Here is a 14,835-nt window from a genome sequence, read left to right as displayed (position 1 = left end):
TGCATATATTGTCCATGCATGTAGTCGTCGTGCGCCACCGACCCGGGGGGACCCCATGACCCGACGTTTCCTGTTCGTCCTCGGCAGCAGCCGGTCGGACGGCAACTCCGAGATGCTGGCCCGCGCGGCCGCCGAGCAGTTGCCCGAAGGAGTCGAACAGCACTGGCTGGACCTCGCGGAGCACCCGCTGCCCGACTTCGCGGACCTGCGGCACGACAGCGACCACGTACGGCCGCGCGGCGACAACAGGGCACTGCTGCTGGACGCCACGCTCGCCGCCACGGACCTCGTGATCGTGTCGCCGCTGTACTGGTACTCCGTGTCCGCCCACGTCAAGCGGTACCTCGACCACTGGTCGGGCTGGCTGCGCACCCCCGGGGTCGACTTCAAGGCGACGATGGCCGGCCGCACCCTCTGGGGCGTCACCGCCCTCGCGCACCACGAGGAGGAGGTCGCCGAGCCGCTCATCGGCACGCTCAACCACTCCGCCGCGTACCTGGGCATGCGGTTCGGCGGAGTCCTGCTGGGCAACGGCAGCAAGCCCGGTGACGTGCTCCACGACACGGCGGCCCTCACCCGCGCGAAGACGTTCTTCACCGGGCCCGACGAGCCGCCGTACGCCCGCTTCCCCTACGACACGGAAGCCGCCGTCGCCTGAAGCGGTGTCAGGCGGTGATGTCCTTCGCCGTGAACCTCGCCCACGCCGCCGACCCGAACACCGCCGCGTACAGGGCCTGGAGGCCGAGGTTGCGCTGGAGGTCGTCCCAGTAGACCGGCTCGCGCATGAGGTCGGCGAAGGAGAGCCAGTAGTGGGAGAAGAAGTACGGGTGGAGGGCGTCGAGCTGGGGGATCTGGTCGAGGATCTGGACGGTGATGAGGAGCCCGACCGTGGTGGCCATCGCGGCGATACCGCTGTTGGTGAGGGTGGAGACGAACAGGCCGAGAGCCGCCACCCCGGTCAGTGAGGCGGCCACCGCCAGGGCGATCAGCAGCGCCCGCAGCAGGCCCTCGGAGAAGCTGATGCTCGTACCGGAGATCGTCGTCAGGTCCCCGAGCGGGAACAGCAGTGCCCCGACCGCCAGCGCGGAGGCGGCCACGACCAGGGTCGCTACCAGGCAGAACGTCATGGTCGTCGCGTACTTGGTGAGCAGCAGTCGGGTACGGCCCGCCGGTGAGACCAGCAGATAGCGCAGGGTGCCCGCGTTCGCCTCGCCCGCGATCGCGTCTCCGGCGATCACGCCCACGGCCATCGGCAGGAAGAAGGGGAGGGTCGCGGCCAGGGCCGTGAACACCAGGAACAGCCCGTTGTTGGTGATCTGCGCGATGAACGCGGGCCCGCCGCCGCCGTCCGGGCCGCCCCCCGCCGACGCCCCGTCTCCCGTCTCGATCCGCACCGCGATGCCGACGAGGACCGGCACCGCCGCGAGCACACCGAGCAGCGCGATGGTCCGCCACCGGCGGAAGGTGGTCACCAACTCGCTGCGGAACAGCCCGAAGGTCCAGAGGAGGCCGGGCTTACGGGCGGCGGAAGCGACGGACGTAGCCGTGACAGAGGCTGCCCCATTCGCAGTGGCACTGGCACTGGCACTGGCACTGGCCGCCGGTGACGGCTCCGGCGTATCAACCCGCGACATCGAAGCCCTCCCCCGTGAGCGCCACGAACGCGTCCTCCAGCGAGGCGCGTTCGAGGGCGAAGCCGCGGACGCGGACGCCGGCGGTGACCAGTGCGGCGTTCAGTTCGGCGAGGTCCCGGTCGGGGGGCGGTGGTTCCGCCGTCACCCGGCCTCCCCCGCCGGTCCGCTGCGCGGCGGGTCCGTCGCCCCCGGGGCTCCCGCCCCCGGCTCCCTCGTCCTCCGTCACGACCACGTCCCCGATGCCCTGTTCCTTGAGCACTCGGGCCGCGTCCGCGGTGTCGGGGGTGAGGACGACGAGACGGCCGCGCGCGCCTGCGGCCAGTTCGGTCACCGCGCCCTGTACGACGAGCCGGCCCTGGGCCATGACAGCGGCGTGGGTGCACACCTGCTCGATCTCGTCGAGCAGGTGCGAGGAGAGGAAGACGGTGGTGCCGTCGGACGCCAACTCCCTTACCAGTGAACGGATTTCGCGCATTCCCTGCGGGTCGAGGCCGTTCGTCGGCTCGTCCAGGACGAGAAGGCGGCGCGGCTGCAGCAGCGCCGCCGCGAGCCCGAGGCGCTGCTTCATTCCCAGCGAGTACGCCTTCGCCTTCTTGCCGGCGGCGGCCGCGAGCCCGACCCGGTCGAGCGCGGCTGCGACCCGTGCGCTCCGGGTGCGCGGGTCGGCGGTGGGGTCGGCGGAGTCGTAGCGCAGCAGGTTGTCGCGGCCGGAGAGGAAGCCGTAGAGCGCGGGGCCCTCGATGAGGGCGCCCACGTGCGGGAGCACCGCCCGGGTGGAGCGGGGCATGGGCAGGCCGAGGACCCGGGCCGTGCCCGAGGTCGGCTCGATCAGGCCCATCAGCATGCGGATGGTGGTGGTCTTGCCCGAGCCGTTCGGGCCGAGGAAGCCGAAGACGCTGCCGCCGGGCACCGTCAGCTCCAGGTGGTCCACGGCCACCTGGCCGCCGCGGAAGGTCTTGGTCAGCCCCTGGGTGTGAATGGCTGCGTCGGTCATGGCTCCCCTCGGGTACGGCCGGTGGGCCGGGGCGGCGGTGTCGCCGTCCCGGCCCACCGGCCGGCGTCGCTACTTCGCCGCGTCGGCCGCCTTCACCAGCGCGTCCTTGGTGACGGCACCCGCGTACACGGTGCCGTCCTCGGTGAACAGGACGTTGATCAGCCGGGTCTTGAAGACCGTACCCGAACCGAACTCACCCTTGACCGGGTCGCCGAGGGAGTTCAGGAAGCCGTCGACCCGGGCGTCGCCGGAGGACTCGCCGCCGGTGGGCATGCCGCCGCCCTCGGCGCCGTCGTCGAACACGGCGATGGTGCTCCAGCCCTTGCCGATCGTCTTGAACCCGTCGCGCCCGCTCGCGAACTCCTCCCCGGGACCCTTCTCGGAGTCACGGGGGCCCTTGCTCTCCTTGCGGGACTCGGCGTTCTTCCCGTCCTTGAACCCCTCGCCCTTGCCGGGCTCCCCGAACATGGAGTCACCGAACCCGGACTCGTGGTCGCTCTGCTTGCCGGCCTCGTCGGCCTCGGTGACCTTGGCACCCTTCGGCGGGGTGAAGTCGAACGTCGAGGCGCTCGGCTTGCCGAAGTCGACCTTCGTGAAGCCCGCGTCCACGACGGCCGAGCCGCCGCTCGCCGGGGTGAGCGTGAACTTCAGCGGCAGCCCCGTCTTCGCGTCGACCGCGATCGAGATCGCCCCGACCGTCGAACCGGACTGCTTGGGCTCGATCACCAGCTTGTACGCGTCCCGCCCGGCGATCCGCGCGGTCCCGTCGACGGTCACGGACGTGGTGTCGTCCACGGCCTTCAGGGCCTCCTCGGCGAGCTGCTGAGGCGTGGCCGACATGTCCTCCGACCCGTCGGGGGCGCCCTTGGGCCCCCGCTGGTCCTGGCCCTCCCCGGCGTCGGTGGCGTGGTACACCTCGTTCGAGGCGCTGTCGTACGCCCACAGGTCGTCGCCGTTGTGGATGACGCTGTACTCGGCGGCGTCGTCCAGCAGTGACAGCTTCTGCTTGTCGGGGCCGTCGGTGGCGACCCGCAACGTGTGGGTACCGGTGGCGAGTTCGAGGAGCTTGGCGGAGGGGTCGGCGGTCGATCCGCCGTCTCCGCCGGAGGGTGCGGCCTGCGAGACGAGGCCGTCCGCGAGGCCGCCCAGGTCGGGGAGACCGAGGTCCGTGGTGATCTTCACCGTGCCGGACACCTGTTCGACGTCCGACGCGGCGATCTTCTCGATGAGTTCCTGTGCGCTGATCTTCGGCAGATCGGGGTCACCGGAGCCGGCGAAGGCCGGGACGAGCCCGATGGTCGCGGCGGCCACGCCCAGCACGGTGACCGGGACGACGTACCGCGCGGCCTTGCGTCGCCGTGCCGAGCGCGTCTCCTCGGCCTCGGCCGCGAACGCGGCGGCGTCGCCGGACCGGGCGCTGTCGTCGGTTTCGTACGGTGCCATGTGTGCCTTACCTCCGTCGTCGGCGGCGGCATCTTCTAGGAGCCGCCATTCTCACCCGAATCGGTGAGGAGTGGTGATACCCATCTGACCAAATCGGCCCGGGAGAAGCGTCAGACTCCGGGCTCAACTCGGCGTACTGCTACGGGATGACACAACGGGCCGGAGCGTCCACCCGACCCGTAGGGGTCGTCAGGGGGAGACGCCGCCGGTGGTGCCGGTCGGAGTACCCCGACGGCCCCCGGCCCACGCCTGCCGACCGGCACGGGCCGCGCGCCCGGGAAGGCCACTCGGGCCGGTGCCGGGCAGGAGCGCCGCGTGGCGTACGACGGCGCAGGGCACCCCGGGGGCGGGGGTGCCGGGACCGGGTCGCGCGGACGCGTTCGCGACGCCGACGCCGGATGCGTCCGCGCTGGGGGGCAAGGCGGGGAAGGGCCGGGATTGGGCCCGGGGAGGGCGTGGGCGAGTGCCTGGGCGAGGGCGTGGGCAACAGGGGGCGGGCCGTCCTTCCCGAACCCGGCACCCCACGGGCGGCCGACCGCCACGAACGCAGCACCCCACCGGCGCCCGACCGCACGAACCCAGCCCTGCAGAGGGGCCGTGCCGGCGGCCGGACGAGGGCACGCGAAGGGCCCGGCCGGGCGCGGACGAGGGCGCGCGCGAAGGGCCCGGCCGGCGGGCCGGAGCAGGGCCCCGCAGAGGGGCTGACTGGCGGGCCTGACCACGGCCCGCAGACGGACTGACCGGCGAGCCTGACCACGGCCCGCAGAGGGGCTAACCGGCCCGGTGCACCACCGCGTCGCACAGTTCCACCAGGGCCGCCTTCGCGTCGCACTCCGGGAGCGGCGCCAGGGCGGCCCGGGCCTCCTCGGCGTAGCGGATCGTGTCGCGGCGGGCCTGCTCCAGCGCGGGGTGGACGCGGAGGCGGGCCAGGGCCTCGGCGTGGCGGGCGTCGTCGGTCAGGTCGGAGTCGAGCAGTTCGCACAGGGCGATGTCGTCCGCCAGCCCCAGCCGCCCCGCCCGCTCGCGCAGCCGCAGCACCGGCATGGTGGGCACATGCTCGCGGAGATCCGTGCCGGGCGTCTTGCCGGACTCGTGCGAGTCGGAGGCGATGTCGAGGACGTCGTCCGCGAGCTGGAAGGCCACGCCGAGGCGCTCCCCGTACTGGGTCAGCACGTCGACCACGGTCTCGTCGGCGCCCGCCATCAGTGCGCCGAGCCGTCCGGCGACCGCGACCAGCGATCCGGTCTTGCCGCCGAGCACGTCGAGGTAGTGGTCGATCGGGTCGCGCCCGTCGCGCGGCCCGGCGGTCTCCAGGATCTGCCCGGTGACCAGCCGCTCGAAGGCTTCGGCCTGGATGCGGACGGCGTCGGGACCGAGGTCGGCGAGGACGTGCGAGGCGCGGGCGAAGAGGAAGTCGCCGGTGAGGACGGCGAGGGAGTTGTCCCAGCGTGCGTTGGCGCTCGGCACACCCCGGCGCACCTCGGCCTCGTCCATCACGTCGTCGTGGTACAGCGTGGCGAGATGCGTCAGCTCGACCACCACCGCCGAGGGCACGACACCCGGCGCGTAGGGGTCGCCGAACTGCGCCGCGAGCATCACCAGCAGCGGGCGGAACCGCTTGCCCCCCGCGCGCAGCAGATGCTGGGCGGCCTCCTGGATGAACGGGACCTCGCTCTTGGTCGCCTCCAGCAGACCCTCCTCGACGGCCGCCATTCCGGCCTGGACATCGGCTTCGAGAGCCTGGTCCCGCGCGCTCAGCCCGAACGGCTCGACGACGGTCACGAGGGTTCTCCTGTCTGCTGACGTCTGATGACGGTCACACGGTCGGTCTAGGTCGCTCTCACGGTCGATGACACAGTTTGTCGATCTGTCGCTGTCATCACCCGAGTCAGCGTATCCGGTCACCTTTCGATCACCGCGAGCGCCCACGGCTTCGCCTGGAGTGGTATGGGACCGCACTCCTCCCATTCTTGATCAACTGATACACGCCGATATCCATCGACGCGCGTGCCGCACCCGTCCGCGCCCACTCGCGCGCCCGCCCGCGCCCACCCGCGACGGATACCCGCTCTCCCCCGTGGAACGCCTCCGCGTCCCCGTTCACACCCCCGCCCCCACCCCTGCCACACCCCGGATCGCAGCTTGGGCCGACCACCCCCCTCCGCACATCCGTCGATTTCACCCCTTTTACCCCCACCCTCCTCGGCCCGAGTTGACCGATTTGCAACTTAACTTCATTTCACCCGACTTCTCCCGTGAGTTGAGTCACCAGCCACCTCCGGCCCCCCGCGCGACACCCTCACGCCACGCCATCGACTTTCCCTTTGCGGTAGGCAAGTTGAGCTACGAAACGAATAGCCGATCTTGGGTCGAATCACAGCAAACTCAAGGTCAACTGGACCAAAGCGCCAAACCAGGACTTGTTCCGGTCGTGTGCTCTCGCATACGTTCACACCTCGTCCGGACGGACCGCCGAATCCTGCCGCCGCCCCGGACTCCCCACCCATCACCACTCATCCACGCACGGCAGGAGCGGGGGACCCAGGTAAGCCGTCGGTCCGAAGAACCCCATTCGGACCGGCTAGGGGTGAAGCCACGCGCAGTACGCCCAGCGGACGCGGCACGCACAGCGACCGCCGGGACGACGCGCGAGGCCGGGCATCTCCAGCCCGAACCCGACAGCTCACCTCGCAGGCGACGGAGAGGAATTCAGCATGCCCGCACAAGGCAAACACCGTCGTCCCAGAAGCAACGCGCTGACCCGTGGCATCGTCGCCGCCGGCACCGGCGGGGCCGCGCTGGCCCTTCCGCTCACGGTCGCCACGACCGCGAACGCCGCCGTCCCGGCCCAGGCCGCCACCTCCGTACAGTCGGCCCCGCAGGCCGCGCCCGCCGCGGTGGTGCCCAAGGCCACGACGTACACCGTGGTCTCCGGTGACACGCTCTCCTCCATCGCGCGCAAGCACCACACCAAGGGCGGCTGGCAGCAGCTCTACAAGAACAACCGCGCGGCCGTCGGCGACAACCCGGCGCTGATCCGGCCGGGCCTGAAGCTGAAGCTGAACGGGGCCAAGTCGGCCACGGCCCAGAAGTCGTCGACCGCGCCCAAGGCGTCCACGGCCACGCAGGCGTCGGCCAAGACGTACGCGAACAACCTCGACGGCTGGATCCGCGAGTCGCTGGACATTATGGCGCAAAAGGGAATTCCCGGGACGTACAACGGGATCTACCGCAACATCATCCGCGAGTCCTCGGGCAACCCGCTGGCCATCAACAACTGGGACTCCAACGCCGCCGCGGGCACCCCGTCGAAGGGCCTCCTCCAGGTCATCGACCCGACGTTCGCCGCGTACCACGTGTCCGGCACCCCGTACGACCCGTACGACCCGGTCGCGAACATCACGGCGGCGTGCAACTACGCCGCCGACCGGTACGGCTCGATCGACAACGTCTTCGGCGCCTACTGAGCCCTGCGGCTCCCCCTTCTCCATCTGTTCCCCTGGGCCGGCGGGCCCAGGGGAACAGCCCGTTCACGGGAAGAGTCGCTCCAGCACCACCGCGATGCCGTCGTCCTCGTTGGAGAGGGTCACCTCGTCGGCGACGGCCTTGAGTTCGGGGTGGGCGTTGGCCATGGCGACCCCGTGCGCGGCCCAGTCGAACATCGGGATGTCGTTGGGCATGTCGCCGAAGGCGATGGTCCGGTCCGCGGTCAGACCGAGATGGTCGGCGGCCAGGGCGAGCCCCGTCGCCTTCGTGATGCCGCACGGCTGGAGTTCGACGGTGCCGGGCCCCGACATGGTGACCGTCGCCAGCGAGCCGACCGCCATCCGCGCCGCCGACGCCAACTCGTCGTCCGACAGATAGGGGTGCCGCAGCAGCACCTTGCTGATGGGCTCGCCCCACAGGTCGTCCCGGCGCGGCACCTGTACCGCGGGCAGCGTGGGGTGGGGCATGAGGTAGCCGGGCTCGATCAGGGTGAGGCCGTCGACCCCGTCCTGGTCGACGGCGGCGTACACCTGGCCCACCTCGGCCTCGATCTTGCCGAGCGCGGTCTCGGCGAGTTCCCGGTCCAGAGTGACGGACCAGAGCAGCCGGTCCGCGCCGTGGTCGTACAACTGCGCGCCCTGTCCGCACACCGCGAGCCCCCTGCCGCCGAGATCCTCCAGCAGTGGGCGCACTCTGGGCGCCGGCCGTCCTGTCACCACGAGGTGCCGGGCACCCGCCCCCGTGGCCCGCGCCAGCGCGGCGAGGGACCGGTCGGAGAGCGTGTCGTCATTGCGCAGGAGCGTTCCGTCCAGGTCAGTGGCGATGAGTGAATATGCGGTGGGAGCGGCCATGATCAGAGAATACGGATGCCACACCCCATCGGTTCGACGGGAACCGGACGACGTCCGGCATCTCGACCACCGTCACCGACTCTCACGTCAACACCCTTTTCCCGAACGGTAGTTCTGCGGTCCGCTCTCGGCCTGCGGGCCCGGGTGCCGCCCACCCGCCGATCCCGCACACGAACCCCGTGACCGGCCCCCCGCGCCCCCGACGGCGGCTCGGGGCGCGGCCGCGGCCGATTCCACAGGGGCGCGCCGACGGCCACCACGCCCCGGCCGCACGCCAGCACACGCAACCGCGCGCCGGCCTCGGATCCGGCCCACACCCGGATCCGGCCCCGAACCCGAACCCGAACCCGGACCCAGTTCACCCAAATCGACAGGAAAACACCCGGTAAGCGACCTTCCCCCCCATAAGACATCTACGAAGACATTGCGAACTCTTCAGGCACTCCCCGATCTTCGCACCGCCCCGTAACGTGTGCCGCGACCCAGGAACGACGGAAAGCACGAGAGCGAGGCAGCACCCGATGCCCCCCTTCGATGTCCCCGAAGGCGATCCCTTCGACGTCCCCGAGGGCCACCCCTTCGGGCCGCACAACCTCCCCTACGGCGTCTTCTCCCCCACCGGCTCCGACGCCCGTACCGTCGGTGTCCGCCTCGGCGACCACGTCCTGGACGCCGCCGCGGCGGCCCACGCCCTCGGCTCCCCGTACGCGGCGCTCCTGGCCCACCCCACGCTCAACCCCCTGCTGGCGGCGGGTCGCACCGCCTGGTCGGACCTCCGCCGGGCACTGACCGCGTGGCTCACGGTGCCCTCGCACCGGGAGACGATCGCACCGCACTTCCACGCGCTGTCCGGCGTACGCCTGCATCTGCCGTTCGAGGTGGCCGACTACGTCGACTTCTACGCCTCCGAGAACCACGCACGGAACGTGGGCCGGATCTTCCGTCCCGACTCCCCGGACCCGCTGACCCCCAACTGGAAGCACCTGCCGATCGGTTACCACGGCCGGTCCGGCACGGTGGTCGTCTCCGGCACGGAGGTGGTGCGGCCGTCCGGGCAGCGCAAGGCGCCCGCCGATCCGGCGCCCGTGTTCGGCCCGTCCGTGCGCCTGGACATCGAGGCGGAGGTCGGGTTCGTGGTGGGCGTCCCCTCGGAGATGGGGCGGCCGGTGGGCCTGCGGGACTACCGCGACCATGTGTTCGGGCTCTGCCTGCTCAACGACTGGTCCGCCCGCGACCTGCAGGCCTGGGAGTACGTTCCGCTCGGCCCGTTCCTCGGGAAGTCCTTCGCGACGTCCGTGTCGGCGTGGGTCACTCCGCTGGAGGCCCTGGACGAGGCGCGGGTGTCACCGCCGGAGCGCACGCACCCCCTCCTGCCCTATCTGGACGACTCCGGGCCGGACGTCGACCTCGGCGGGTACGACCTCCGGATCAGCGTCGCGATCAACGGGCATGTCGTCTCGGAGCCGCCGTTCTCCACGATGTACTGGACGGCCGCGCAGCAGCTGGCCCACATGACCGTCAACGGCGCGTCCCTGCGTACGGGCGACCTGTACGGGTCCGGCACCGTCAGCGGGGCGGAGGCGGGTGAGCGGGGCTCGCTGCTGGAACTCACCTGGAACGGGCGGGACGTCCTCGACCTCCCCGACGGCAAGCGCACGTTCCTGGAGGACGGCGACGAGGTGACCCTCACGGCCTGGGCACCGGGCCCGGGCGGGACGCGGGTGGAGCTGGGCGAGGTCAAGGGGCGGATCCGGGGGCAGGACTAGGAGGCGCCTGCGACGGCGGTGGAGCGGGGGCAGGGTCGGGGGCGGGGGCGGGGCCTTCGGACGCCGGGGGCGCCGCCGCCACCGCACGGCGGTGGCCGCCGCCGTCACCGTACGGCGTCGGCGCACCGTCACCGTCCCTGTCACCGCCACCGTCACCGCCACCGCCACCGTCGGCCACGCGCGCCGACGCGTGCCAGCCGCCGATCCCGAGTCCGAGCCACCGAGCCCGAGCCCGAGCCACTGCCCCGAGCCCGAGCCACCGACCCCGAGTCCAGCCACTGGCCCTCGGATCCCACCCACTGGACAAGCCGGTGGCAGATCTTCGTCACATCACCGCAAAACCCCAGCTCAGAACCGCCGGGCCAGGTCGGCAACATGGCGCAATACTCCGGCAACATTTCCTTCCCCACCATTTCGGTATGGTTCGAAACATGCCACCCACCGACCGCGTCCGAGAGCACGCCGGCCAGGGCGCGACCACCGTCGCGGCCCACCGTGCGCGCCGTCGGCTGCGTGCGGACCGGGCGCGGCAGCTCGCCGACCTCCTGCGCCGTCAGCTCCTCACCGGCGGCTTCGGGGACGGCACCCTCCCCCACGAGTCCATCCTCGCCACCGACTACCGCGCGACCCGCAACACGGTCCGCGAGGCCCTGGACCTGCTGCGCGCCGAGGGCCTGGTGGAACGATTCCCCGGCGTCGGCACCGTCGTCGTCGCCCGGAAGTACCCCCACGGGCTCGACCATCTGAAGGGCCTCGCGGAAACCCTCCGCGAACACGGCACGGTCACCAACGAGGTCCGCACCATGGGCCCCGCACCGGCCCCCGCCCCCGTGGCCGACCGCCTCCAGCTCCCGCCCGGCACCGACGTCCTCTACATCGAACGCCTGCGCCGGCTGAACGGCCTCCCCCTCTCCCTCGACCTCACCTACATCCCCCTCACCCTCGGCTCCCTGGACCTCGGCACGGCACTGCTCGGCGCCGACCTGGAGAACACCGACGTCTTCCGCCTGCTGGAGACGATCACCGGCCACCGCCTCGGCCACGCCGAGATCACCCTGGAGGCGGTGAACGCGGACACCCACTCCGCCGCCGTGCTCGAAGCCCCGCGCGGCTCGGCCGTCCTGATGCTGGAACGGCTCACCCACCTCGCCGACGGCCGGCCCGTCGACCTGGAGTTCATCCGCTTCCGGGGCGACCGCATCTCGATGAGCGGTCTGCTGCACCGCTCCCTGTAACAGCCCCCTGTTCCGCCCCTCCCTGGAGACAGCCATGCCTTTGGCGCCCCAGCGGGCCGACGTGCCCGTGACCATCGACGAGTCGAAGTGCATCGACGGCTGCACCCTCTGCGTGGACATGTGCCCGCTGGACTCCCTGGCCATCGACGAGAGCAACGGCAAGGCGTACATGCACGTCGACGAGTGCTGGTACTGCGGCCCGTGCGCGGCCCGCTGTCCCACCGGCGCCGTCACGGTCAACATGCCCTACCTGCTCCGCTGAACGCTCCGGTGAGAGGCCCGAACTCCCATGAAGACCACCACAGCAGTCACCCTGGCCACAGCCCTCCTGCTGCCCCTGACGCTGACCGCCTGCGGCAACGGCAGTGACACCGCGGCGGACGGCGGGACGGTCACCGTCACCGTCGGCTACCAGTCCAAGACCATCAACACCGTCACGGCAGGCACCCTCCTGCGCTCCCTCGGCTACTTCGAGGACGAGCTGAACGCGCTGGGCGGGAAGACCACGTACAAGGTCGACTGGCAGGACTACGCCACCGGCGCCCCCATCACCGCCCAGATGACGGCCGGGAAGATAGACATCGGTTCGATGGGCGACTTCCCGCTGCTGCTCAACGCGGCCCGCGGCAAGCAGCTCGGCAAGCCCACCCGGCTCGTCGCGGCCACCGGGTACAACCTCCGGGGCGGCCTCAACACCATCGTCACGGCGCCCGGTTCGAAGCTGAGCACGCTCAAGGACCTGAAGGGCAGGAAGGTCTCGACGAGCATCGGGTCGGCGGCCGACGGCACCCTCGTACGAGCGCTGCGCGAGGCCGGCCTCGACCCCGACAAGGACATCGAGAAGCTCAACCAGCAGCCGGCCGTCGGCGCCTCCGCCCTCTCCGCCGGCAGCACCGACGCGCTGTCGCAGTTCGTGGCCTGGCCCGGACTGCTCACGTACCAGGGCAAGGCGAAGGCCCTGTACGACGGGGCCCAGCTGGACCTGCCGACCTTCCACGGCGTGACCGCCCGCGAGGACTTCGCGCAGCAGCGGCCGGCCGTCCTGGAAGCCTTCCTCAAGGCCCAGGCCAAGGCCACGGACTACCTCCACGAGCACCCCGTCGAGGCCGCCGAGAAGGTCGCCGACGCCACCGGCCTGCCCGCCGAGGTCGTGTACCTCTACAACGGCGCCCACGGCATCGCGACCTTCGGCCCCGCGCTCAAGCCCGCGCTGATCGCCGCCCTGAAGAAGGACGTGCCGATCCTCAAGGCCGCGAAGCTGACGGGCGACGTGGACGTGGACTCCTTCGTCGACGACCGGTACGTCCGCAAGGCGCTCGGCGCCTCCTACGCGAAGCAGCTCGCGGCGGAACCGGCCCCGGCCGCGAGCGAGGTGTGGCCGAAGAACGCCGACGAGACCAAGTCGTTCGAGACACCCGCCGAACTCCTCGCCTACGTCGCCGGACGCAAGGACGGCGTCCGCGCCGCGTACGTCCCGGACGCCACCACCGGCACCCAGTGGTTCGCCGACAAGGCGGTGTGGGTGGCCGACGGCGACCGGCTCCTGCCCTTCGTCGCCCCGGCCACGGCGAAGGCGTACGTCGCCGGACATGACGGCGCCGAGGTCATCACCTACGCCGCCGCCCTGGAGCGGGCATCGTGAGCCGCCCCGCGAAAACCGGCGCCCGGCGTGTACGGCCCCCCGGCCCCCGGCCCGCCACCCGCTACGCCCTGCGCGCCCTGTCCCTGGTCGCGGCGCTCGCCCTGTGGCAGCTGCTGACCAGCCTCGACGTCGACGTGTGGCTGCGTTTCTCGCAGTTCCCCACCGCCACCGACGTGGCGCACGCCTTCGCGGACCGGGTGACCGGGCCGGACTACTGGACCGACCTGACCGACAGCCTCACCCGCATCCTGACCGGCTTCCTGCTGGCGGCGGTGCTGGGTGTGGCGGTGGGCATCCTCGTCGCCCGGTGCCGCCTGGCCGAGGACCTGCTCGGGCCGGTCCTGGAGGTGATCCGCCCGATCCCCGCGATCGCCCTCGTCCCGGTGGCGATCCTGCTGTTCCCCTCCAACGAGCAGGGCATCGTCTTCATCACCTTCACCGCCGCGTTCTTCCCGGTCCTGGTCTCCACCCGGCACGCCGTACGGGCCCTGACCCCGGTGTGGGAGGAGGCGGTCCGCACGATGGGCGGCGGCCGGTGGCGGATCCTCGCCTCGGTCGTCCTGCCGGGCGCGCTGCCGGGCATCTTCGGCGGCCTGTCGGTCGGTATCGGGGTGTCGTGGATCTGTGTGATCTCCGCCGAGATGATCTCCGGGCAGTACGGCGTCGGCTACCGCACATGGCAGGACTACACGGTCGTCAACTACCCCGGTGTCTTCGTCGGCATGGCCACGATCGGGGTGCTGGGCTGGCTGACGTCGACCGCCGTGGAACTGGCCGGCCGCCGGCTGACCCACTGGCTGCCCCGCACGTCCGCGGCCCCGGCGGCCCGAGCCCGGGGACCGCGCACCACCACCCCGCGAACCGCCGCACCGCAGGCCGCCCCCGCGACCACCGCCCCCGCCGCGGCCGACCCCGAGGAGGCACGTGATGAGCACCTCGTCTGAGACCCCGGCCCAGGTCCGTACGCGGGCACCGGCACCGGCCGTCGGGGAGAGTACGCGGACGCCGGCACAGGCCGCCGAGGAACGGCGGGCGCCCGCTGCCGGGCGCGGCACCCGCCTCGCCCTCCACCGCGCCGACCTCGGCCGCCCCGACGCCGTCGCCCTGTCGGAGGTGGGCCTGGACATCGCCCCCGGCGAGATCCTCACCGTCGTCGGCCCGTCCGGCTGCGGCAAGTCGACCCTCCTGCGCACCCTGGCGGGCCTGCTGCCGCCGCTCGCCGGAGAGATCACCCAGGACGGGACCCCGCTGACCGGCCCCTCCGCCGAACGCGCCCTCGTCTTCCAGGAGGAAGCCCTCCTGCCCTGGCGCACCCTGCGTGCCAACGTCGAACTCCCGCTCGCCATCCGCGGCCTGCCCCGCGCCGAACGCCGCGGCCAGGCCGAGGCGTGGCTGGCCCGGGTCGGGCTCGCCGAGTACACCCGGCAGCTCCCGCACCGCGTCTCCGGCGGACAGCGCCAGCGCGCGCAGCTGGCCCGCGCGCTCGCCGGGCGCCCCCGCGCCGTCCTGATGGACGAGCCGTTCGGCGCGCTCGACGCACAGACTCGCGCCGGGATGCAGGACCTGCTGGTGGAGGTGTTGCGGGGCACGGGCGCCACGGTCGTCTTCGTCACCCACGACGTGGACGAGGCCCTGTTCCTCGGCGACCGCGTCGCCCTCCTCGGCTCCGGCCGGCTGACCGCCGTACGGGACGTTCCGCGCCCCCGCGACCGCGCGGCCCACGACGACCCGGCGCGCGTGGCCCTGCGCCGCGACGTCCTGACCTCGCTCAGCGCCTGAGCGAT

The 14,835-nt window shown here is 72.0% G+C and carries 13 protein-coding genes; 8 read left to right on the top strand and 5 right to left on the bottom strand.

What is annotated here, in order from left to right:
* Positions 1 to 55: 55 nt before the first annotated feature.
* Positions 56 to 658 (top strand): flavodoxin family protein, encoded by a 603-nt coding sequence (locus ACZ6BB_RS36210; protein WP_471619372.1) that lies wholly within the window; start codon positions 56 to 58, stop codon positions 656 to 658.
* A 7-nt stretch (positions 659 to 665) separates the two neighbouring features.
* Here the strand turns inward: ACZ6BB_RS36210 and ACZ6BB_RS36205 are convergent, their stop codons facing one another.
* From ACZ6BB_RS36205 to ACZ6BB_RS36190, 4 genes are all read right to left on the bottom strand, one after another.
* On the bottom strand, positions 666 to 1,634 hold the full coding sequence (locus ACZ6BB_RS36205) for an ABC transporter permease (protein WP_471619371.1): 969 nt from the start codon (positions 1,632 to 1,634) through the stop codon (positions 666 to 668).
* Positions 1,621 to 2,628 (bottom strand): ABC transporter ATP-binding protein, encoded by a 1,008-nt coding sequence (locus tag ACZ6BB_RS36200; protein WP_471619370.1) that lies wholly within the window; start codon positions 2,626 to 2,628, stop codon positions 1,621 to 1,623. The genes ACZ6BB_RS36205 and ACZ6BB_RS36200 overlap by 14 nt, the downstream gene beginning before the upstream one ends.
* A 69-nt stretch (positions 2,629 to 2,697) precedes the next feature.
* The gene (locus ACZ6BB_RS36195; RefSeq protein WP_471619369.1) at positions 2,698 to 4,071 is read right to left on the bottom strand and encodes a LolA family protein; all 1,374 of its coding nucleotides are present in this window, start codon (positions 4,069 to 4,071) and stop codon (positions 2,698 to 2,700) included.
* A gap of 771 nt (positions 4,072 to 4,842) precedes the next feature.
* Positions 4,843 to 5,853 (bottom strand): polyprenyl synthetase family protein, encoded by a 1,011-nt coding sequence (locus ACZ6BB_RS36190; RefSeq protein WP_471619368.1) that lies wholly within the window; start codon positions 5,851 to 5,853, stop codon positions 4,843 to 4,845.
* 932 nt (positions 5,854 to 6,785) lie between these two features.
* On the opposite strand from ACZ6BB_RS36190, the gene ACZ6BB_RS36185 reads away from it, so the two are divergent.
* Positions 6,786 to 7,538 (top strand): LysM peptidoglycan-binding domain-containing protein, encoded by a 753-nt coding sequence (locus ACZ6BB_RS36185; protein ID WP_471619367.1) that lies wholly within the window; start codon positions 6,786 to 6,788, stop codon positions 7,536 to 7,538.
* Between the two features lie 63 nt (positions 7,539 to 7,601).
* Here ACZ6BB_RS36185 and ACZ6BB_RS36180 read toward each other — a convergent pair whose 3' ends face one another.
* The gene (locus tag ACZ6BB_RS36180; protein ID WP_471619366.1) at positions 7,602 to 8,408 is read right to left on the bottom strand and encodes an HAD family hydrolase; all 807 of its coding nucleotides are present in this window, start codon (positions 8,406 to 8,408) and stop codon (positions 7,602 to 7,604) included.
* 521 nt (positions 8,409 to 8,929) lie between these two features.
* On the opposite strand from ACZ6BB_RS36180, the gene fahA reads away from it, so the two are divergent.
* From fahA to ACZ6BB_RS36150, 6 genes are all read left to right on the top strand, one after another.
* Positions 8,930 to 10,174, top strand: a complete 1,245-nt coding sequence (gene fahA / locus ACZ6BB_RS36175; protein WP_471619365.1) for a fumarylacetoacetase — start codon at positions 8,930 to 8,932, stop codon at positions 10,172 to 10,174.
* A gap of 431 nt (positions 10,175 to 10,605) precedes the next feature.
* Positions 10,606 to 11,409 (top strand): GntR family transcriptional regulator, encoded by an 804-nt coding sequence (locus ACZ6BB_RS36170; RefSeq protein ID WP_471619364.1) that lies wholly within the window; start codon positions 10,606 to 10,608, stop codon positions 11,407 to 11,409.
* 34 nt (positions 11,410 to 11,443) lie between these two features.
* Entirely contained in the window at positions 11,444 to 11,671 is a 228-nt protein-coding gene (locus tag ACZ6BB_RS36165; RefSeq protein WP_010986276.1) for a 4Fe-4S dicluster domain-containing protein, read from the top strand.
* A 27-nt stretch (positions 11,672 to 11,698) separates the two neighbouring features.
* Complete coding sequence (locus ACZ6BB_RS36160) at positions 11,699 to 13,051, top strand: ABC transporter substrate-binding protein (protein ID WP_471619363.1); 1,353 nt, start codon at positions 11,699 to 11,701, stop codon at positions 13,049 to 13,051.
* Positions 13,048 to 13,995: an ABC transporter permease gene (locus ACZ6BB_RS36155; RefSeq protein WP_471619362.1), complete on the top strand. Its 948-nt coding sequence runs from the start codon at positions 13,048 to 13,050 to the stop codon at positions 13,993 to 13,995. The genes ACZ6BB_RS36160 and ACZ6BB_RS36155 overlap by 4 nt, the downstream gene beginning before the upstream one ends.
* A complete protein-coding gene (locus ACZ6BB_RS36150) occupies positions 13,979 to 14,830 on the top strand; it encodes an ABC transporter ATP-binding protein (RefSeq protein ID WP_471619361.1) in 852 nt (283 codons plus the stop codon). The genes ACZ6BB_RS36155 and ACZ6BB_RS36150 overlap by 17 nt, the downstream gene beginning before the upstream one ends.
* Positions 14,831 to 14,835 lie beyond the last annotated feature (5 nt).

Source organism: Streptomyces sp. NPDC041108 (genome assembly GCF_055592645.1).
The sequence above is the reverse complement of the archived record's forward strand: the minus strand, read 5'-3'. Positions and strand labels throughout refer to the sequence as shown.